Genomic DNA, 21,251 nt, shown 5'->3' on the forward strand with positions numbered 1-21,251 from the left:
AAAAAAGAGCCTGCCATGAAAAAAAGTATAGCGATCCTTTTGTTCATCTTGCCAGTTTCCTTAACATTTGCAAACTGTGATCCTGGTCGATTTCGCTGGGAGTGTGATTTGCCCTTAAAGCCCAAGCCTACAGCGTCTGCCCATTCACTGGTTTATTGTGGAAACAGTTACGGTTATATGAGCAAAGCCCAGTATGATATTTTGTCACGTTATCATCGGCGCAGTATCAACATGGTGCTCAAAATTAATGGTGAATATGTCGACAGCCCCTGTATTCCTGCAGAAAGATAGGGAACAGCGGCCAGTTAGAGTATAATCGATTTTTTCTTTATCTGGACACTGAGTGACTCTGCAGACAATACAGAATCAACTGCCTGTGACAATTATTAGAAAGTCAATTAAACATCTGTATTTAAGAATTAAGGCGCCGCTTGGTGAAATCATCGTCAGTGCACCGCATAGGATGAGCGATGCCGCAATTGAGCAATTTTTACAGAGCCGCCAGTCCTGGATTATTGAGAAGCAAAAGGAGGTTGCAGGACGTTCGCCTCAGCAGCCTCTTTCTGAAAATCAGATTAAATTTCTGGGAAAAGTTTACTCTCTTGTGAAAGATGGTAGCTCAGGCAATCGGGTTCTGGGCATCGTTAACGAACAACTGCATTTATCAAGCACTTTAGATAGCGCTCAAAATCTTAATACGATACTGACTAAATGGTATAGGCAGGAACTGGGAAGTTTAATTGATACCCTGTTAAGCAAATGGCAACCGATCATTAAAGTGTTTCCCAAATTCATTGGCATACGCGCGATGCGAAGCCGCTGGGGCTCCTGCAATACCAGCAAGGGCCGCATCTGGTTAAGTCTGCATTTGATTCATCATCCGCCAGAGTGTATTGAATATGTTTTTGTGCATGAAATGGTTCATTTAATCGAAGCTAGCCATAACCATTATTTTAAACAGTTGATGACGCAATTTTTACCTGACTGGAAAGAAAGACGAAACCTGCTTAACGGGAGATAAACTATTATTAGTCAGACCTTAAATCTTCTCGCTCTCTCTCACAAAATGGACTATGATTTCTGCTTTTTTGTGTGGATGTTCATGGTCGATTCAAATCTGATTGATAATCTTTGTAATCAAGGGTTTCATATTATTGAAAACTTTCTGGGTGAAGAGCATGCGAGGCAACTTAGGACTAATGCCTTGTGCGGCGATGCTGATCAACGTTTTAGACAAGCCCGAGTAGGTAATTCCTCTGTTAGCCGGCAGCAGGAAATCAGAGGTGATAGTATTCTCTGGCTTGACCCCGATGAATTTGATTTGGCGGTAAACTATTATTTTCAGAAAATAAATCAAATCAGCCGCGAATTAAATAATGTCCTGTTCCTGGGCTTGAATCAGTTTGAAACCCATTATGCCATTTATCAGCCCGGCACTTTTTATAAAAAGCATGTCGATCAATTTCAAAATAACAAGGATAGGCGTATTTCCTGCGTCTATTACCTGAATGAGGGCTGGAAGGCTGAAGATGGGGGAGCTCTGAAGGTGTATAACCAGGAAGAACAACTCCTGGTATCGGTTCTACCTCAGGCTGATCGCTTCATCTGCTTTACAAGCGAGCTTCCTCATGAAGTGGAGCTGACCCATCAGACCCGTGTAAGCATTGCCGGATGGCTAAAACGAGTAAGTTCTCAACAAATTATTAATTCAGTCTGTTGAATTTATTGGCCGGTTGCTATTAAATGGATTGATGGACTATTGTCACATCAATCCAGGGAGCCGGAAATGGGTGTAAGCAAAGAGTTTATTTCGTTATTTAACGATTTAGTTGAGCAATACGGAAACAATAACCTGAGCCGGTACTTAAAATGGAATAAAGATACTCATGCGGATACGATCCTTGAAAATCTTAAATTTCTGCAAAGTTGTTTTGTAAAAACCCCGGATATTTTTGACGAAGACGACCTTCTCAATTTTTTAAAACACTCCGCTGTTATGTTGTTTAGCCAGGACCCTATTTTTCTTGCCCACATGGGTACATTCACCAATAAATATGCAGAGATAACACAAGAAGAGCATCATATTGGCGTCACCCTCTCAATTAAATTCAATACTAAAAATTCCAAAGTCAGCCTGATTGGTAATTTAATGCAGGCGATATCTAGAGAGAGAGAAGCCCATTGTCTGGAAATAGAAGTCTATAAGTTAAAAATCCAGGAGCTGGAGGCTGAGAAAGCCAAGCTCTCTAATGAAAAACGTGCATTACAAACTCATAATGAAGAACTGGAGCGGCACAAAAATGACAATGAGGCAGAGTTGCATTCATTAAGAGAAAAAGTGACCCGCTATGAACATGCCTGGGATATGATTGAAGAAGCCAGCCATGCAGTTAATTTACAAAAAGTTATTGCAAACAGCCCCGCACCTCAACTGGTGCCTGAACCGATAATCAAGGTGGATAACTCGCCGGTTAAACAGCCGCCCATCCTCTCGCCTGCGCCGACAGGCTCAGATTTACCGACCAAACTCTCACCTGTTTTAAAGAGTGAAACAGAAGTTGAACCGCCAACCCAGCGCAAAGCGCCACCAGCACCGCCTGTGCCTCCGCGGCCAGTAAAAAAAGAAGGGGAAACCGCCAATACAAAACCCCCGTTAAAATTAAAGAAATTAGCCTCAAAACCAGGGCAACCACAATTTTTTGCCAGTATGCAAGAGGAGCTGGATTTTGTACTTAAAACCAGGAATCCTGCTCCTTTAAAAGAACCGGAAGAGAAAAAAGGGGAAAAAAAAAATTCCTGCCCGAATGGATCACGCCTGAGTTTATGAGCAAAATGGAGCAAATCAGGCAGGCCAATATCGATGTGGGCCTAACAAGCAATGATACCGACGATGAGGTTGATGAATTTAGCGATGATGCTAATTCATTACTGCCGAGGTAAGTATTACGTTAATAGTGCTTGCTATTCGCCCCATTCAACGTTATTTTTCCTTTTCAATAGGCCACATTTTCATAATGAATTTGTTCACGGAACCTGGCAATGAACGCTTTGGAAATTAGACAATTACGTAAAATCTACGGCAATAAAGTAGAAGCCTTAAAAGGAATTGACCTGACTGTAAAAACAGGCGATTTCTTTGCTTTACTGGGAGCTAATGGGGCAGGAAAATCAACCACTATCGGACTTATCACCACCTTACTAACCAAATCCTCTGGCAGCATTCGCATTTATGGCTATGATTTGGATGAACATCCCTATCTTGCCAAATCCTGTCTTGGCCTGGTACCTCAGGAATTTAATCTTAATATTTTTGAAACCTGCGAGCAGATTTTACTTAACCAGGCTGGCTTTTACGGGATATCACGCTCTAAGGCGAGACCTCGGGCGCATTTACTGCTTGAGCAATTAGGAATATGGGAAAAACGCCACAGTATTGTGCGGCATTTATCAGGAGGTATGAAACGCCGACTGATGATTGCAAGAGCCTTAATGCATCAGCCGAAAGTGCTCATTCTGGATGAACCAACCGCCGGAGTTGATATTGAAATCCGGCGAAGCATGTGGGACTTTCTGAAGCAAACCAATGCACAAGGAACCACCATTATTTTGACCACCCATTATCTCGAAGAGGCAGAGCAGCTCTGCAAACATATTGCAATTATTGATGAGGGGGTGATTATAAAAAACACCTCGATGCGCAGTTTGCTTAATAGCTTGAATCATCAGACCTTTGTATTTAACACACAGGAACCCATTGAACAATTGCCCATAATGCCGCTGTTTGAAACCAGCCTGATTGACTGTACTACTTTTGAACTACGGGTGAATAACAGTGTCTCTCTGAATGAGGTATTCGCAGAACTTTCGGCGAATGGGATTAAAATTCAAAGCCTTCGCAATAAAACCAATCGGCTTGAAGAACTCTTTCTGGATTTAATCAATCATGACCATTAATCAACAGTTGATTGCTTTTTATACCGTAGTAAGACGCGAGTTAGTGCGTATGTTTCGCATCAGCTCACAGGTATTTTTACCTCCGGTTATCACCACCGCATTGTACTTTCTAATTTTTGGAACCTTAATAGGCCCGCGAATTGGAACTATCCAAGGGGTCAGCTATCCCGAGTTTATCGCTCCTGGTTTGATTATGATGACAGTCATTACCAACGCCTATGGCAATGTATCAACTTCGTTGTTCACCGTTCGCTTTCAGAAAAGTATTGAAGAAATCCTGGTCAGCCCCATGCATGATGGGCTGTTGCTATTGGGATATGTCATTGGCGGTGTGCTTCGCGGTGTAATCGTTGCCTTTCTGGTTTTCCTGGTATCCTGGTATTTCGTGCCTATTGATCCACACCATCTGCCCCTGACGTTGCTTGTAGTGCTGCTGGTTTCTGCTATCTTTTCTCTGGCTGGCTTTACCAATGCAATGATCGCCAGAAATTTTGACGATGTCATGCTGATCCCTACTTTTGTACTGACTCCCCTGACCTATCTGGGGGGCGTGTTCTATTCGACAGCTATGCTGCCCACATTCTGGCAGAAGCTTTCGCATTTAAATCCTATACTTTATATGGTCAGTGCTTTACGTGGCGCCATGATTGGCAAACAAGAGGTGAGCATGTCTTTATCGATGTGCGTTATTTTTGTCTTGATCGTGTTATTAATTGCAGCTAATATGATATTACTGAAAAAAGGGGTCGGATTGCGTGAGTAAGCTCACAAGGGAGGTCAGATGGCAGCAAACATTTTGGCAGGCTATGCGGATGAGCTCACACGCTTCATCAGAGAGCACAAGGAAGATGAACAAATCTGCAAACGTGCATTAGAGCTCAAAACTGACCTGGAAAAAATCACCAGCCCCGAGACAGCCCTGGCGCTATTTAGCACCTACACCAGGAATAAAACGAATACCAGCCCATTTACTCATTTTGCCCCCCTGTCGCTGTCAGGTATCGTTCAACGATGGGAAAGATCTTTGACCACGAACGAGGCTAACAGAAAAGCGACCCTCACTAAAATCGCCCAGATTTCTTTACCACCAGAAGCTGAAGCATTACGTAAACTCTGCCTTGAGTTACTGGACAATAGCAATTGTATTCTGGAATGCCGCTTTAATGCTGTCATCGGACGATTAAATAAACCCGATTTTCCGGCCCTGGCAGATTATATGCTCGCTCTGGAAAACTCAGATTTTCCGGTCATACTCCGGCCCGGTGATATACTGGCGAGAACCCCCAGAAACTCCTTGCATGCAGAGGGGTTGCAATTGATGGCTAATATCTCAGCCAAATACTCTTTCCGGCATTTGCCTGAGCATGCCTTAAACAGTGACGCCAATGATTTCATGCAGGACATTCTAATTGTTTATAACAATATTTTCCCGGTACCGACCATCCAGACAGTTCAACAACCGGATGAGGACGATGAACGGCCCTGCTGCATAGTCTCCTAATCAATAGCATATTGGGAAATTACGATCTGATAACCCCAATATGCTTATATTAAAGCCATCTCCAAATTAAAATTCATTCCCACTACAGGGATTAGAGTGACTTTGCTACACTATAAAATCGAGCTGCTTATTCCCGTAATAAATTGTTTTTTTTATTCTCAACGCAAGCGTTGACGTCTTCATCAAACCTGTTATATGGTTAACAAATCAATGCTGATTTAGACAATACGTTGAAAAATTCGATGAATTGTTTAAGCGTTTTCATGGAAGAGAGCATTCATTGATGCATTTAGGGAGATGAACATGTTTGGACTTTTGGCTACAATGATCGGCACCAAAGTGGTTTCCGGTGAAGTCATCGCCGGCACGGCTGGTGTAATGGCCGGAACATTTCTGGGGAGCTATTTAACCTCTTTAAAAGCGCAATCTGACCAAAAAAAGCTTATTATGCAAATGAGCGGCCTGAATAAGGCGGCCGGAGAATTCATAAATTTCAATTTTGCAAGCATCCTTGAAATCACTGTCAAAGAATTAAACCTGCTGGATAAAGGCTGCGAGTTGCAGTTAAATCTCGGAACCCTGCTAAAACCCGAACTGGACAAGTTCTGTCTGCTCCATGAGAGTCCCGCAGACGGGAATATCTTCCAGATTCATATGCTGCAGGAGAGCAGCCAGCTCATGACCCCGCCCGATACGCTTGCCTCTTCCATTGAGCGCACTATTCACGAATATTTTGACAGCTACCTGAAAAACCGCGAGGTGATTAACTCTGAAAATCGCGCACTTGCCAAAGCTACTGTGCAAATCATGCGGAACACTACAGTGCTCTTAATCCAGGCGATGAAAGGAATAGCCCAGTTGCCAGGATATGAAAATGAAGAACGCCTTGAAAAATTCAGAACTATTATCACCAGTTATTTTCAGAATATTTTAGACAATGAAGGTCTTACCGAAAATTATAATAAAACGATTGCGGATTATTTTGTAAAAACTCAGAAGCAGCGTACCACGCTCGCCCAGGAAGTACAGAAACATTTTGGGGATTTGATTGATCAATTAATTGTCGAGCAGCGAGAAATTAGCGTACAGACCATGTCCGTCCATTGTACCCGCGATCTCTATGACTTGAATAATCATTTAATGGAGTTATTTGCCCGCTTGTTTGATGCACAGGCAGGAGCAGATTCCACGCAGATCTCTGCCTATAAAATAACCCAGAATATGTTAAGAGCAGATACCTCCCAGGCAACCGGAAAAGTCCCCTTTAACGAATATGGTATTTTCAAATTACTGAAACCTCTGGCAAAAGTTTCAGAAGGACTTAATCGTCTTGCCCAAGAGGAGGATGGATTATCCTTTGTGCGTTACCAGGATATTTTTGATAATCCCAAAGCAATGGCAGACATTACATCCTGGGATCCAAAATACGGTTTCTTACTTAAAACCCCTATCGATCAAAATTGCAGAGATCAGTTATCACGAGAAATGATAGCCATTTTCAAGCTTTTATTTATTTGCCAGGCACTTGAGAAAGACTTTCTTGAGTCTGCAATTCAGTATGGCTTCAAAGGGATGTCTGAAAAGGGAGAATACAAAGCCAGGCGTCTGGTGATACATATTTTTTACCGAGAGGCAATGAGGCGCTTATCCGACTTCTTTGGGTATGCGCAGGTGAAGGAATTGCTGGATTTGATGAATGATACCAAATGGATGAGAAGCAAGAAGATGCCGCTCGTCAATCCCAAACAATCTTTCATGTCGATTACGGAACCTCTCGATGACAATAAACTGATAAAACGCACCAGTTTCATTACTAATTCGGTGTTTCAAAACAACCTTGAACAACTGGAGTTTCTGCGCCGACGCATGCAGTATCTTCATGATGGGCTTGATAAGCTTAAGAACTATGAGACAGATGAACACAGGACGCCCTTTGATGCCAGTAATCTAACTAAAGAAGACCGAATTTATTTGTTTAATATTGCAAGAACCTTTGAGGAATATGGTTTAACCCGATTACTTGGCTTAAATCCCGAATTACCCTCACAATATTCAGAAATAGATAAGTCTGAAAATGAAGTATTTACTTCGCTCAAATTCACCCAACTGCAATTAATGAATGTGAATGAGGCCATCAATAAACTATGCGGTAAATTGCATATTTCCTCATCATATACCACTGGGAAAATTGCAGGTGGTCAGGTCAGCAGCTGTAAAATCACCTTTGGAGATAACGAAGCAGAAATTCCAGACGGGCTTTATCAATTCCTCAAGCAAATGAACAGTCCCGTATATAAGTGGAACGCGACCAGCTCCCTGCTCGGTTTAGGGGCTGAGCAGCTGGAATTCGTTTTACTTTATCCCAAACATGGCAGTTTGCTTTCCTTTATCGAATTTTATAAGCGACTGCGAGATTTTGAAAACAAGATCAGAGAGAAATGCCGGGAAGAACTTGCTCCTCCCCTACACCAGTTTTTCCAGTCACTCGGAGATATCACCGCCCATATGGGGGAACTTATCAGACAGATCGATATCAATGGTGAGCGTGTTAAAAAACTGCAAACCCGAAACAAGCTGTTAACAAAGGAAAATATCCAACAGCAGACACAGATAGTCAGCCTTTCAAGTGATATCGCCAAGGTAAAGGGGCAATTTAGCGAAACACAGGATCTGGTCCAGCAATTAAAGGCAAGCAATAAAAAACATCTGGAAGATGTAAAAAAAATTGAAAAGGCCAATGAAGATCTCTTTACGACTATCCTTGCCGATTTTCATCGCAATGTGAAAGATATTAAAGAGCTGAAAAGCACTCTGGATGATAAATTAAAAGATGTACGGGAAATTCTTTCAGGTGATAATTCAAAAGTAGCCCAGGAAGCAAGTAGAGAGTTATCTCTGCTCAAAGAAAACATGCAGGGCAGAATTGGCAGCATTCTCGAGCGGTTCAAGCTATACGAAGAAAGTTTTAATAGAGCGAGCGAGAATTTAAGAAATGATTTTCAGTCCCTGAAACTAAGCATGAGCAGAGAGCAGGAACTGATTGAAGCGCTGGAACTAAAATTGAATGAAGCCCTGGTTGAATTGCAAAAACAAAAGGATCGCGCTGATTTTTATGAGGCCAAGGCCGATCAGGCCAGAGTAATCGTTCATAATTTTTCCAATCTTTTTGACTTTCTGGAAAATAAATTCAGTTCACGTTTAAGCTTCTGGTCTTCCTATCGCACCGTAAAAACGGAAAACATTCTGAATTTTATCGAGCTGGTGTTAAGTAATCAGCAGTTTTTGAGAAATCATCTGGCTGAACATTCAGAACAGGATATTGAGAGGGAAATTAATACTTATCTGGATAAAAGCCAGGTAATTAACCGATATCATGGGTTATTCAACAATAGCTCATCAAGAGCTCTGATTAAACATATCATTGTGCTGTTTCAACGGGGTAATTTAATTAATGTATTGAAAAATGACGGGATTTCCTATCATGACAGGAAAATCACGCTCAGCAATACGAATGAGCTGCAATTTACTGAACCTCAAAGCAATAAAGAATATTCAATTGCCTGCAGGATTCAACCGATTAGTTGACAAGGATTTTTCTTATTCTCAGGAGGAAACTTTAAAATCAACCCTCACCCTAGCCCTCTCCCAGCTTGGGAGAGGGGATTTCTCCTAAAATAAATCTAACGTCCTCTCTCCCTCAGGGAGAGAGTTAGAGAGAGGGTTTTAAATCCCGGCATGGAGAGCGATCGCTTAAACGTTATCTCTTATCTTTCTTTTTAAATCCAATGGCCTCTAAACGCTGCTCGGTGAGGGGATGCGTTGAAAAAGCACTGGTCAGTGATTTAACTGGATCAATACTGGAGGGATCAAATAAATACGAAGCCTGTCTTAGCTGTTCGTGCGCAGTTCGGCCATATTCCTGTGTGTATTCCTCGGCATTGGCTGCATGATCTTCCGAAATTTTAAGCAATGCTCTGGCCATCGGTTCATTGTCACGCATGAGTTCGACAGCCCCCGAGTCGGCCATGTACTCTCTGGTACGGCTTAAAAATAATGCCAGAACGACAGTCAATATGGGCAACACCCAGCGCAAAACCATAATAATCAGCAATAGACGATTATCCTGGTTTCGGCGATCTCGTTTGTAAATCATTGAATAAAAAAGCACATCAATCACTAGCAATAAAATATTACTCAATACAGCAACCATTAATGTCAGTTTGATGTCCTGATGACGGATGTGGCTTAATTCATGCGCCATCACCGCCTGCAATTCGGCGCGATCAAGCTTGTCTATTAAACCTCTGGTAATGGCCACCATTGCCGATTTTTCGCTGTAACCGCTGGCAAAAGCATTCATGTAGTTTGCTTCAATCAGAAATACTTTGGGCATATACTTTAGTCCCGCAGAAACGCGCATCTCTTCCACCACATTGTACAACTGCTTTTCCTGTAGATTCTGTGCTGTTTCCGGCGTAATTTCCCGATATTCTGTGCCCATTAACATAATCCGGTCGTACATGGCATAAGTAATTAGCAAGGAAATGACGGCGATACCGCCCATGATCAATGTTGCATAAGGAATGACCTGAAGGGTCAGCAAGGCATGAAAAGCCTGACCCACAGTCAGATTGGGATTAGTGGACTGAAGAACAAATACATCCGCCACCAAACCTACCCCGGTATAGATCAGGATGAAAAGGAGGATGACTATCCTCGTTTTACGCTGGTTTTTCTGTAACTGGGCTCGCCAGTCACCTACCGAAGCATGGTAGTCTGATAGCGGCATGGCTTACTCTGAAAATTTGACAGTATAATCTTCACGGGCCTTGATTTGATCTTCCGGTAAGGACCAATACTCGAACTCTTTATTGAGCTTATCGGAAAAGAAATTAACCACCATTGCCTCCACGAAGGATTTTTTCTTGGCATAATAGCGCTCGATGCTGTCATTATAGGCTTGCTTGGCATAGGACAATTTGTTTTCTGTATTCACAATTTCCTCTTGCAGCTGAAGCATGTTCTGACTGGCCTTCAGATCAGGATATTGTTCAAATACCAGATTAATTCCTGATGCGATTTGCGAAATCTGATTCTCTGCATCCATTCTCGCTTTTTCATCGCCAGAAGCTCTTGCGGCCTGTGCCTGATTACGTAAGGCAACTACATCTTTCAATGTCGTTTTTTCATAGTCCATGTATTTGTTAACGGTTTGTATCAAGGACTCAAACACTTTGAAACGGCGATCTAGCTGGATATCGATTTGCTTTTTATTATTGTTAATCGCCTCAATCATTCCGATGAGGGTGTTATAGATGCTGATAAGCCAAAATGCCAGCAGCGCCAGGATCACCAAAACGAATAGCAGAAACTTTCCCATGTTATTCATCCAATTTTGTTTTATATTGAAGTTATAGCTATTTTTAGATAAAAATCAAATTACTTGGTTTTGTTACGATACAGCGGCTTGCAAAAACAGTGACTTGACTTTAGTTTTTTTGGTTCATAAAATGACAATTTTTAAAATTTTTTTTCTATGAGCGAACTTCGTCCTTACAGCGAGCAAGACTCCTTTACTACATCATTCAACGATGTTATTGAGCATGCCCGGTACATTCAGGAGGCGAGCGATTCTTTTCAGCCCCACCCATCAGGAATGCTCTGGGGTCTTGGATTCATGTACCTCGGTGTAGCCACCTCAACACCCGCCCTGACTATGCTTGGCTTAGGCTTGTTTGTATGTCTTGGTTTGCGTTGCCATGAACGATTAAATCTTTATAGTCCTTCTTTTTTTAGTCTCAGGCCAGAAAGAGACGCAGATGAATTGGTATCGCCAGCATTACAATGGGTATAAGAACCGCTTAACTACCGTTAACCCGAATTCGGCTCTGGTTCAAGCATCACTGGATGCGTCGGACATGCCGAGGCAAGGATAGGGTAAATTAATTGCAATATAATTCAGTATGTTAAGAAGTGGTTAGCCATGTCATCTCGAACGTAGTGAGAGATCTCCGAATGCTGGCACAAACCAAGATTAGGGAGATCTCTCACTACGTTCGAGATGACGGCCACTACGTTCGAGATGACGGCAACCCTCGGTTAGTTGGAGTCAGAGGCGAGCACTAGGAAACTACCGCCTCTTTTTTCTTCTTTAACAGAGGCTTCAGAAACATTCCGGTATAGGATGCCTTGTTTCGGGTAATCTCTTCCGGGGTCCCTGTGGCAATGATTTGCCCTCCTTTACTGCCCCCTTCCGGTCCTAAATCAATAATCCAGTCGGCTGTTTTAATGACATCAAGATTATGCTCGATGATAATAATCGTATTCCCCTGATCCCTTAGACGGAATAAAACACTTAAAAGTTGCCTTGTGTCATGAAAATGCAAACCAGTGGTCGGCTCGTCCAGAATATACAGAGTATTTCCTGTGTCACGTTTCGATAATTCACGAGCTAATTTGATGCGCTGAGCTTCGCCTCCCGACAATGTAGTCGCGCTTTGCCCCAGACGAATATAGGATAAACCCACATCAATTAAGGTCTGACACTTTCTGGCGATGACTGGAATTGCATCAAAAAAACTGCGCGCATCCTCAACCGTCATATCCAGCACTTCATGAATATTCTTACCTTTATATTGAATTTCCAGGGTTTCGCGGTTATATCGTTTTCCTTTACAGATGTCGCAAGCCACATAAATATCGGGCAGAAAATGCATTTCCACCTTAATCATCCCATCGCCCTGACAGGCTTCGCAGCGTCCGCCTTTCACATTAAAGCTGAAGCGCCCAGGTTGATAGCCACGAGCCCGGGCTTCGGGAGTGCCTGAAAATAATTCCCGAATAGGAGTAAACAAACCGGTATAGGTCGCGGGATTTGAGCGCGGGGTGCGCCCAATGGGGCTTTGGTCAATATCAATGACCTTGTCACAATGCTCAAGACCACTTATTTTCTTAATCGAGCCCGGGGTCATCACACTGGCACGATTGAGTTGATTGGCGGCCAAAGGATAGAGAGTGTCATTAATCAAACTTGATTTACCCGAACCAGATACCCCCGTTACACAGGTCAATACACCTAATGGAATACTCACATTTACATTCACCAGATTATTGCAGCAGACACCGGTGAGATGCAGCATGCGCTTATCGTCCACGTGCTTGCGTTGTCTGGGCACTTCGATAGAACGAACCCCCGAGAGGTATTGCCCGGTGAGGGATTTCTCTTCTGCCATAATTTCTTCCGGGGTTCCCGCGGCGATAATACGCCCGCCATGCACCCCGGCTCCGGGTCCGATATCAAGAACAAAATCCGCAGAACGAATCGCGTCTTCATCATGTTCGACCACGATGACGGTATTACCCAGATTTCGCAAATGGGTGAGGGTTTTTAGCAGGCGATCATTATCGCGCTGATGCAAACCGATTGATGGTTCATCGAGAATATACATAACACCGACCAGACCGGAACCAATCTGGCTTGCCAGACGGATACGCTGCGCTTCACCGCCAGAAAGGGTTTCAGCACTGCGAGCCAGTGACAAATAATCCAGACCGACATTGACCAGGAATCCCAGGCGCTCACAAATTTCCTTATTAATTTTACCGGCAATCTCGCCCCTGTTTCCACTCAGATGAAGATGCTTGAAGAATTCATAGGCTTTTTCAATGGAATAGTTGGCGATTTCTGGCAAATTGATATCATTAATAAATACATTGCGCGCTTCCTCTCTCAAACGAGCGCCCTTGCATAACTGGCAAGGGCGGGAAGATAAATATTTGGCCAACTCCTCGCGCATCATTGATGAGTCTGACTCACGATAGCGGCGCTCCATGTTGGGAATCACCCCCTCAAAACGATGTTTTTTAACCAGGTAGCCGCCATGAGAGCGATGGTAGCGAAACTCAATTTCCTCTTTACCACTTCCATAAAGAATAATGTTTTGAACCGATTCAGGCAATTCTTCAAAAGCAAGCTCGATATTAAATTGGTAATGCTCAGCCAAAGACTCTAGCAAGGGGTAATAATAAGTGGTTTTTTTATCCCAACCGCGAATTGCACCCGCACCAAGACTTGCTGTGCGATCGTGTATAATGCGCTCCGGATCAAAATACTGATCAACACCCAGGCCATCACAGGAGGGGCAGGCTCCCACCGGGTTATTAAAAGAAAACAAGCGCGGTTCTAACTCACTCAAGCTATAACCACATTCCGGGCAGGCAAACTTGGATGAAAAGACAATTTCCTCGAAATTACCATCGAGGGAAGCAACAATGGCAATACCTTCTGCCAGGTTGAGCGCGTTTTCAAAAGATTCACTAAGCCGTTGCGCAATGTCTTCCCGAATTTTAAATCGATCCACCACTACTTCGATGGTATGTTTTTGACGCAGAGCCAGCTTGGGGGGGTCGTCAAGTTCGCAGAGTTCACCATCAATTCGAGCCCGTACATAACCCTGGGCCTGCAATTGCTGCATTAATTGTAAGTGCTCGCCCTTACGCTCTTTCACCACGGGCGCTAATATCATTGCCCGCTGTTCCGCAGGAAGCGTCAGTACCTGATCCACCATCTGGCTGATGGTCTGAGCATGTAAATTGTGATGATGGACAGGACATCGCGGTTCACCTACCCGGGCAAACAACAGACGAAGATAATCATAAATTTCAGTGATAGTTCCTACAGTCGAACGCGGATTATGAGACGTCGCTTTCTGCTCAATGGAAATCGCCGGCGAAAGCCCCTCAATCGAATCAACATCCGGTTTTTCCATCATGGACAAAAATTGTCTGGCATAGGCCGACAAAGATTCCACATAACGGCGCTGCCCTTCCGCATATAGCGTATCAAAAGCAAGGGATGATTTTCCGGAACCGGATAAACCCGTAATGACTGTTAACTGATTTCGCGGAATGTCCACATCGATATTTTTCAAATTATGTGTTCTGGCGCCGCGTATACTAATCCTGTGCATGCCTGACCTGCTTAAACAAAAAACAATCAATTATACCCTTTTGATGCCAGCTTGTGGAGTTAATTAAAGCGGATTATGCAACTGACGATAACAATAATAGCCTATTAGCAGAGATTATGATGACTAAATTGATAAAATCTTTTCTTTTAAGTCTTCTTGTATTTTCTTCATTCAGCCACGCTGATAAATTTTCTTCATTAATTACCGGGAAACCAAAAGTCTCGCCAGTTCATTTTACTGGGGATAATGAGAGTGTCAATTAAACTGTATCATTACTCACAGACAGACAGGCACGCGTCATCTCGAACGCAGTGAGAGATCTCCGAATGCTGGCAAAAACCAAGATTTGGGAGATCTCTCATTGCGTTCGAGATGACATGGCATGACACAGTTTCCCGGGATAATAGAATTCATCGCCAGATGCGCGGATTACACCGCTTTGTCTTTCCGCGCGGCAATGACAATCTATGGTATAATTCCGTAAATTGGATTTGATATTTAGCCTGCCATGCGTATTTTTCTATATTTTATTTTAACTTTCTGTTTTTTAGGTTCAATTCCTTCTGCCTATGCTGAACCCAATCTGAAAGAAATTGAGCAAACTATCAGTGATTCAGTCATCACTGCGAAAATTAAGGCCAAATACACAAAACACACAGATTTAAACCCCTTAAAAATCTCGGTATCTACAGAAAACGGGGTCGTCACTTTAAGCGGACACGTCAATGATCGACAGGCCTTTGTCGATGCCTTAACGCTCGCCAAATCAACCAAAGGCGTTAAATCGGTAGAGATTGAAAATCTGGTAATCAAACCAGTCAATATGGGATTAACGGATGCCTATATTACAGCAAAAGTTGAAGCAGCCGTTTTAAAAGCCAAAGTGTTTGATGATGAATCCATCCCTTTAGTGGGTATTAAAGCCAGCACCAGCAATGGTACGGTGACGCTGAGTGGAAAGGTAAAACAGGAAAAATCGATTTTGGCAATTGTCAAGCGCGTCAATCAGGTACGCGGTGTAAAAAAGATTATTTCTAAACTACAGGTAAACAAGGACGACTCATGACCGTATTTAAACGCTTCAAATATTTCCTATGGTATTTTGGAACATTCCAGGTGCCTCTGATTGGCCATTTACGCCCCAAACTTCTGGTATTAAATGATGATCAGATTGTAATGAAAATCCCATTGCGTCGACGAAGCCGAAATCACCTTAACTCCATGTATTTCGGTGCACTGGCTGTTGGCGCAGATGTCGCCGGGGGACTTCACGCTTTTTATTACGCCAATAAAGAGAAGTTAAAGCTTTCTCTGGTTTTCAAATCGTTCCATGCCGAATTCCTTCGACGTCCGGAATCGGATGTTTTTTTTGTTTGTGATAGCGGCCAGGAAGTCAGAGCGGCGCTATTTGAATCTAAAGAAAGTGGCGAGCGCGTGAATAAGAAAGTAGCAATCGACGCCTTTGTCAATTATCCGGAAAAACCGGAAAAGATTGCAGAGTTTATTCTCGAGCTATCTGTTCGTGTTAAATAGGTAATCCCGAAAACCTGTCGTCTTTGCGAACAAAGTGAAGCAATCCAGATCGAAGCCTTGAATAAAGGTAGGATCTGGGTTGCTTCGCTAACGCTCGCAAAGACAGTTTTTTGTATACCTCTCTTTATTCACGCAATCTTGCGGGGATGACAATTTAATATACAACTGAGCTTAACTTAATGGCAGTGAGAGTTGAAGAGAGGGGCTTAAATCTCAGGATAAACCCGAGAAACTGTTTTTACCGCCCTGTTTGACCTTATACATGGCATAATCCGCGCCTCGTAAAAGGTCCTCGATGTTCTGACCTGCTTCAGGATAAGTAACACAGCCTATACTGACCGATACTTTCACAATATTATTTTCCAGTACCAGAGGGCGTGAAAGAGATTGAATCAACCGATTAGCCAGTACCGCCAACATTTCCTGATTAAGTAAATCATTTACAATAATAATGAACTCATCACCGGCCAGACGCGCCAGATAATCTTGCTTGCGAATAGCTTTTCTAAACAGCTGACTCACTTCAATCAGTAGTAAATCACCAATATGATGCCCAAAGCTGTCATTGACCTGTTTAAAGCCATCCAGATCAAGAAACATTAATGCAAACCGGCTATTACTCCGCTTCGCGCGGCTCAAGCTCATTTCGAGCATTTCAAGGCAGGCACGACGGTTAGGCAGTTGGGTGAGCTCGTCATGCAAGGCTAAATGTTTTAGCAGATAATCTGCTTTTTTTCTTTCCAGTGCCAGACTTAATTGTGTGGCCAGAATATCAAAAAGACCCAGCTCATTCTCATTGATGACTAATTTTTTTGTTGGATAAAACTCAAAAATACATTCCACCTTATCACTTAAAAAAAGAGGCACGGCTATCACCTGATTTAAGGTAAGTTTATTCCATTTATTAACCAGAACCGCCTTGAATTTTTCAATGTCAACCCTGGATAATTGTGACTTTCCTTCCTGCCATGCTCTCCCTGCCAGCCCTTCACCATAGGCCAGCGAAAAAGGAGGGAACTCCCCCTCCTCTAGCATTTCAGGTTCAATCTCTTTTTTAGACCAGATAGCTGTAGCCACCATGACATTGGCGGCGGGGTGATAGCGATAAAGAATACCTTTGGAAAAGGGAGTTGTAAGGCCAATCAGCGATAAGCAGTTCCTCAGCGCCGTATCGATATCATCAGACATTAAAACCAAATGAGTTGATTGATCAATTAAGTCCATTTCCTTGATTTTTTTTGATAACTTGGCCTGGGTTAACTTAAGGGCACTAATATCAACGTGTGTACCCACAACCCTTCGAATTTTACCATCGGGATCGAGAATGCCTTGACCACGGCAGAAGATCCATACCAGCTTTCCATTTTGATGTCTGTAACGAACCTCCTGTTTGAAAGGAAAGCGGCCTTTTGAAATCAAATGTTGTTTTAAATTGTTTTCGACAATAGCAAAATCTTCAGGAATCACATGCTCTCTAAAAAAATTCACATGTGAATGAGAATAACGTGCATCCAGACCTAAAGAACGCAGCAATTTTTTTGACAAACGGCATTCTTTCGTTTCCAGGTTAATATCCCACCAGCCATCAGTCGTTTCGTCAAGAATGTGATCGTAAAGAGCAATATTCTCGCGGAATAAGTTGACACTGTATTCCCGAGCCATTAATTCCTGTTTTAAGGCGTTGATATCCGAAATATCACGTAAGCTAAAAGAATATCCCAGGAACTCTTTTTCTTCATTCAGAAAAGGGCTGGCTTTTAACATTACCAGGGACACTTCTCCATTTAGATTGGTCAACGACAATTCCAGGTTTTTTATTGCTCCTCTATCCGCCAGTATTTTAGCTATATCCCTTTTAATTTTTTTATCTTTCAAATGCAACACATCAAATAAACTACGTCCTAAAACACCATTTTTTCTAAAATAGCCCATTGAATCAACGAAGGTTTCATTACACTCCGTAATTAGATTGTCCGTATCAATGAATAAAAGCATATCAGGGGAGTATTCATAAATGCGTTCATACTTGGCTTTCATTTCAGATAATTGCTGGTTTCTGTTTTGCATCGTATTACGCAGCTTTTCATTTTTCATATTGACACTGTGTTTCAAATAATTAATAAATGCCAAAAGGCCGGTGATTATCAGGCCAAAAAATAAAAAGAAATCGGGCAAAACAGGGCTATTGCTTCGTAAATAATGGTTACTTGGCCAGATGAAGAGCCGCAGTTCACCCGCAAGAGAATGCACCTCCAGTTTATCGGCAAATCGCAAATTGCTGCTATTGCTGGGTTCAGTAGACAAACGCTCAAAAAGTATATGCTGATTATCAGAAATCCTGAGATTAAAGCCTCGCGGCAGAAGACTGTTAATGGTATCGGAAAGAAATTTAGTAAAATCGAAAAGCATAAGCCTGTTTGAATCATTCGCACTCAGCAAACAGAGATAATAATGATTATTTGACTGCTTTCGAGAAACTACAGTTCGTATTCCGGAACTTGTGGATGGGTCATTATCGCAGAGCCGCGCCATCTCAGCCTGATTCATCACCAATTGACTGCTGTTGGTCATTAAACCCTGATTTGCCTGCCATTGGATATATACCAGACTGGGCATATCTTCGAGGTAATGAACAGCATCTTTTTTTATTCGCTCATCATCTATAGGTGAATCGCTGACCCGATAGAAAAAGCGCCTTGCCGCTTCAGCCTGAGAGCCAAGAATAGTCTTGATTTCATTACTGACAACCATCGCCTCATTTTGAATTTTTTTCTGTACATTGTATTCAAAATCAATATACAAAAACTGCCAGAACAGGATGGACGCCAGCGTTCCGGTAACCACTATCACAATAGTTTCGATCAAACCCACATAAAAACGCCGAAAACGCAGAAGAAACAAAATAATAAGGGAACTGCTTAAAAAGATAATACCCAATGCGGTCTGAATCGACATAGCGGTCAAACCCGACCATAGATAAACGGCTTTAATTTCAAGAAAATAGGAAATAGACGACAGGAAAGTCAAACCAAAGACTACACAAACGAGGGCGAGTTGGGTGAAGCGTATAATTCTCGAATGACATTTAAGGTGCATCAGAAGAGCAGTATTTAATAAAATTAAACACAAGGCCGTATTTGGAGCCATTCGACCCGGATAGGTCACGTTTAAGTCCATATAACCAAACAGGTCATCTATACGAAAATTCATATCGGTCAGATATTGAACAAAGGTCAGAGCAGCCAGAAGATTGGCAAACTGGCTCAAAATTAACGCCAGCTTTTTCCTTGAAGGCAAGACTAATATAGAGATGCTGCTCAAGGCAACGCACAATGCAGTATTAAACTGCATCGGATAATGACTACCTGCAAAGATATGAATCTGTGATGCAGCCACAATCCACAGCAGCATACCAAAAAGACTGATTAGCAAAGATAGTGAAGCCAATATTTTTATGGTAATGATATTGCGAAATTTTTGCATATTATTTATAAAGAGCACTTCCGTGTCACTCCATTTTTAACGCCGCGAGGCTTTTGCTTTTACCAATTACTCCCCTTAAGTATAGACAATATTCCCCCCCCATCCCCCCACGGCCATCAAGTTAAGGAATTGGTCATTCCCGCGAAGGCGGGAATCCATTCCTCAGTTGGCATAATCGCTAGCTCAAAGATGGTTCCCCACCTTCGTGGGGAAGACAGTTTAATAGAAAATGGGGCTAACTTAATGGCACGACCCTCATTACCGGCTTTTTTTCACGCCCAGAATTTTAAGCAGCTGATTTGTAAGCTGACGAAAGAACTGACGAACTAATTGTCGAAATAAGCTATTCTTGCTCAATTGATCAATCATTGAAGGCTCTGCCTGCTCCTTTGGTTTTCGTTTCTTACTTTCATCCATGGTCAAATCGATAGTATTCTTTTTGCGCTCTGCAAGAATTTCGGCTGCTGAACGCGTATTGACCTTCCGCCGGTATTGCGATACCAGAGAGGATTGTTGGACTACTGAACTTAGCTCTTGCTCAGTTAAAGCGCCCATACGCGATTCGGGCGCTCTGATCATGCACTGAATTAATGGCGTCGGCTGGCCTTTCCCATCCAAAGCACTGAGTAACGCTTCTCCAATGCCCAAAGAGGTTAATAGCTGCTCTGTATTATAATAGTTAGTCGGTGGAAAGTTCTGAGCCACCAGCTTCATGGCCTGTCGATCTTTAGCGGTAAAGGCGCGCAGGGCATGTTGAATTTTCAAACCTAACTGGCTGAGAATGCTATCAGGAATGTCCTTGGGCGTTTGCGTACTGAATATCAGCCCAATTCCTTTTGAACGAATCAGTTTGACGATGGTTTCCAGCAGATTGAGCAGGGCCTTACTGGCATTTTTGAAGATAAGATGCGCTTCATCTATAAATAACACCAGTTTCGGCTTATCCGGATCCCCTAGCTCTGGCATCACACGGTATACATCCGATAAAAGCTTCAGCATGAAGGTTGAGAATAGCTTGGGTTTATCCTGCATATCCATTAATCGAAGAATGGAGATAATGCCTAATCCCTGATTCGTCGTGCGCATCAAATCCATCACATTAAATGCGGGTTCTGCAAAAAAACTGTTACCGCCCTGCGTTTCGAGTTCGATAATTTTACGGGTGATAATACCTATCGACGAAGAAGCGATTCCCCCAAAACGGGATTCTATCTCTGTCTTACCGGCATCTGTCTGTACATACTGTAACAAGGCTTTGAAATCACTTAAATCGATTAAGGGAAGTTGCTCTTCTTTTGCATATTGGAAGATAACGGTTACCACACCGGATTGCGTTTCATTAATGTCCAGCATCCGTGAAAACAGGATGGGACCAAAATCAGCGACTGTCGCTTTGACAGGAACGCCTTGCTGCTCGTCATTCAAAGTTAGAAACTCAACCGGAAAACCGCGCGGAGTAAACGATAAATTCAAGTCCTGACAGCGCCTTCGTAAAAAATCATTTTCCACTCCCGGTACCGCCAATCCTGACACGTCGCCCTTGATATCCATAACCAGACTGGGAACACCTGCTAGTGACAATTGCTCGCAAAGCACCTGCATGGTTTTGGTTTTACCACTTCCGGTGGCGCCAGCAATCAACCCATGCCGGTTAAAGGATTTCAATACCAGATTCACCGGAGAGTCAGGCAATAGCGTGTTATCAAGCAGAATTCCACCAATATCCATTACCGGATACTCAGCGGCGGCATATGCTTTGCGTAATTCCTCATTCATTTTTGTAACATCCTTGCAATACTGATCTTTTGCCT

The 21,251-nt window shown here is 42.8% G+C and carries 16 protein-coding genes; 11 read left to right on the forward strand and 5 right to left on the reverse strand.

Going from position 1 to position 21,251, the window contains the following annotated elements:
- Positions 1-15: 15 nt before the first annotated feature.
- The 8 genes from E1O89_RS11860 (at position 16) to E1O89_RS11895 (ending at position 9,040) form a co-directional block, all read left to right on the forward strand.
- Positions 16-291 (forward strand): hypothetical protein, encoded by a 276-nt coding sequence (locus E1O89_RS11860; RefSeq protein WP_133140346.1) that lies wholly within the window; start codon positions 16-18, stop codon positions 289-291.
- 52 nt (positions 292-343) lie between these two features.
- Positions 344-1,021: a M48 family metallopeptidase gene (locus E1O89_RS11865; RefSeq protein WP_133140347.1), complete on the forward strand. Its 678-nt coding sequence runs from the start codon at positions 344-346 to the stop codon at positions 1,019-1,021.
- An 81-nt stretch (positions 1,022-1,102) separates the two neighbouring features.
- Positions 1,103-1,720, forward strand: a complete 618-nt coding sequence (locus tag E1O89_RS11870) for a 2OG-Fe(II) oxygenase (protein WP_133140348.1) — start codon at positions 1,103-1,105, stop codon at positions 1,718-1,720.
- Between the two features lie 66 nt (positions 1,721-1,786).
- Positions 1,787-2,827, forward strand: a complete 1,041-nt coding sequence (locus tag E1O89_RS11875; RefSeq protein ID WP_133140349.1) for a hypothetical protein — start codon at positions 1,787-1,789, stop codon at positions 2,825-2,827.
- A gap of 212 nt (positions 2,828-3,039) precedes the next feature.
- Positions 3,040-3,954 carry an ABC transporter ATP-binding protein gene (locus E1O89_RS11880; RefSeq protein ID WP_133140350.1) on the forward strand — a complete coding sequence of 305 codons (915 nt, stop codon included), beginning with the start codon at positions 3,040-3,042 and terminating at the stop codon, positions 3,952-3,954.
- Positions 3,944-4,717 carry an ABC transporter permease gene (locus tag E1O89_RS11885; RefSeq protein ID WP_133140351.1) on the forward strand — a complete coding sequence of 258 codons (774 nt, stop codon included), beginning with the start codon at positions 3,944-3,946 and terminating at the stop codon, positions 4,715-4,717. Before E1O89_RS11880 ends, E1O89_RS11885 begins: the two co-directional genes overlap by 11 nt.
- 18 nt (positions 4,718-4,735) lie before the next feature.
- Positions 4,736-5,455: a hypothetical protein gene (locus E1O89_RS11890; protein WP_133140352.1), complete on the forward strand. Its 720-nt coding sequence runs from the start codon at positions 4,736-4,738 to the stop codon at positions 5,453-5,455.
- Positions 5,456-5,758: 303 nt separating this feature from the next.
- Positions 5,759-9,040 carry a hypothetical protein gene (locus tag E1O89_RS11895; protein WP_133140353.1) on the forward strand — a complete coding sequence of 1,094 codons (3,282 nt, stop codon included), beginning with the start codon at positions 5,759-5,761 and terminating at the stop codon, positions 9,038-9,040.
- A gap of 172 nt (positions 9,041-9,212) precedes the next feature.
- On the opposite strand, the gene htpX is transcribed toward E1O89_RS11895, so the two are convergent.
- Positions 9,213-10,244 carry a zinc metalloprotease HtpX gene (htpX, locus tag E1O89_RS11900; RefSeq protein WP_112220462.1) on the reverse strand — a complete coding sequence of 344 codons (1,032 nt, stop codon included), beginning with the start codon at positions 10,242-10,244 and terminating at the stop codon, positions 9,213-9,215.
- A 3-nt stretch (positions 10,245-10,247) separates the two neighbouring features.
- A complete protein-coding gene (locus E1O89_RS11905) occupies positions 10,248-10,835 on the reverse strand; it encodes a LemA family protein (RefSeq protein WP_133140354.1) in 588 nt (195 codons plus the stop codon).
- 156 nt (positions 10,836-10,991) lie between these two features.
- Here E1O89_RS11905 and E1O89_RS11910 point away from each other — a divergent pair, with 156 nt between their 5' ends.
- A complete protein-coding gene (locus E1O89_RS11910; protein WP_133140355.1) occupies positions 10,992-11,309 on the forward strand; it encodes a hypothetical protein in 318 nt (105 codons plus the stop codon).
- Between the two features lie 268 nt (positions 11,310-11,577).
- On the opposite strand, the gene uvrA is transcribed toward E1O89_RS11910, so the two are convergent.
- Entirely contained in the window at positions 11,578-14,424 is a 2,847-nt protein-coding gene (uvrA, locus tag E1O89_RS11915) for an excinuclease ABC subunit UvrA (protein WP_133140356.1), read from the reverse strand.
- Positions 14,425-14,932: 508 nt separating this feature from the next.
- Here uvrA and E1O89_RS11920 point away from each other — a divergent pair.
- Together E1O89_RS11920 and E1O89_RS11925 are read left to right on the forward strand one after the other, a co-directional pair.
- Positions 14,933-15,490, forward strand: a complete 558-nt coding sequence (locus E1O89_RS11920) for a BON domain-containing protein (protein WP_133140357.1) — start codon at positions 14,933-14,935, stop codon at positions 15,488-15,490.
- The gene (locus E1O89_RS11925; RefSeq protein ID WP_133140358.1) at positions 15,487-15,957 is read left to right on the forward strand and encodes a PaaI family thioesterase; all 471 of its coding nucleotides are present in this window, start codon (positions 15,487-15,489) and stop codon (positions 15,955-15,957) included. Before E1O89_RS11920 ends, E1O89_RS11925 begins: the two co-directional genes overlap by 4 nt.
- A 213-nt stretch (positions 15,958-16,170) precedes the next feature.
- On the opposite strand, the gene E1O89_RS11930 is transcribed toward E1O89_RS11925, so the two are convergent.
- Both E1O89_RS11930 and E1O89_RS11935 read right to left on the reverse strand, forming a co-directional pair.
- Positions 16,171-19,458 carry a diguanylate cyclase domain-containing protein gene (locus E1O89_RS11930; protein WP_133140359.1) on the reverse strand — a complete coding sequence of 1,096 codons (3,288 nt, stop codon included), beginning with the start codon at positions 19,456-19,458 and terminating at the stop codon, positions 16,171-16,173.
- A gap of 240 nt (positions 19,459-19,698) precedes the next feature.
- On the reverse strand, positions 19,699-21,216 hold the full coding sequence (locus tag E1O89_RS11935) for a helicase HerA-like domain-containing protein (protein WP_133140360.1): 1,518 nt from the start codon (positions 21,214-21,216) through the stop codon (positions 19,699-19,701).
- Positions 21,217-21,251 lie beyond the last annotated feature (35 nt).

Source organism: Legionella genomosp. 1, assembly GCF_900640215.1.
In the GTDB taxonomy this organism is placed as follows: domain Bacteria; phylum Pseudomonadota; class Gammaproteobacteria; order Legionellales; family Legionellaceae; genus Legionella_C; species Legionella_C quinlivanii_A.

Excerpts from the sequence above, each read along its gene's own strand:
- E1O89_RS11910 (WP_133140355.1), top strand. The coding sequence starts at position 10,992 with ATGAGCGAACTTCGTCCTTACAGCGAGCAAGACTCCTTTACTACATCA.
- E1O89_RS11905 (WP_133140354.1), bottom strand. The coding sequence starts at position 10,835 with ATGGGAAAGTTTCTGCTATTCGTTTTGGTGATCCTGGCGCTGCTGGCA.
- E1O89_RS11895 (WP_133140353.1), top strand. The coding sequence starts at position 5,759 with ATGTTTGGACTTTTGGCTACAATGATCGGCACCAAAGTGGTTTCCGGT.
- htpX (WP_112220462.1), bottom strand. The coding sequence starts at position 10,244 with ATGCCGCTATCAGACTACCATGCTTCGGTAGGTGACTGGCGAGCCCAG.
- E1O89_RS11935 (WP_133140360.1), bottom strand. The coding sequence starts at position 21,216 with ATGAATGAGGAATTACGCAAAGCATATGCCGCCGCTGAGTATCCGGTA.
- E1O89_RS11880 (WP_133140350.1), top strand. The coding sequence starts at position 3,040 with ATGAACGCTTTGGAAATTAGACAATTACGTAAAATCTACGGCAATAAA.
- E1O89_RS11870 (WP_133140348.1), top strand. The coding sequence starts at position 1,103 with ATGGTCGATTCAAATCTGATTGATAATCTTTGTAATCAAGGGTTTCAT.
- E1O89_RS11920 (WP_133140357.1), top strand. The coding sequence starts at position 14,933 with ATGCGTATTTTTCTATATTTTATTTTAACTTTCTGTTTTTTAGGTTCA.
- uvrA (WP_133140356.1), bottom strand. The coding sequence starts at position 14,424 with ATGCACAGGATTAGTATACGCGGCGCCAGAACACATAATTTGAAAAAT.
- E1O89_RS11885 (WP_133140351.1), top strand. The coding sequence starts at position 3,944 with ATGACCATTAATCAACAGTTGATTGCTTTTTATACCGTAGTAAGACGC.
- E1O89_RS11925 (WP_133140358.1), top strand. The coding sequence starts at position 15,487 with ATGACCGTATTTAAACGCTTCAAATATTTCCTATGGTATTTTGGAACA.
- E1O89_RS11875 (WP_133140349.1), top strand. The coding sequence starts at position 1,787 with ATGGGTGTAAGCAAAGAGTTTATTTCGTTATTTAACGATTTAGTTGAG.
- E1O89_RS11890 (WP_133140352.1), top strand. The coding sequence starts at position 4,736 with ATGGCAGCAAACATTTTGGCAGGCTATGCGGATGAGCTCACACGCTTC.
- E1O89_RS11860 (WP_133140346.1), top strand. The coding sequence starts at position 16 with ATGAAAAAAAGTATAGCGATCCTTTTGTTCATCTTGCCAGTTTCCTTA.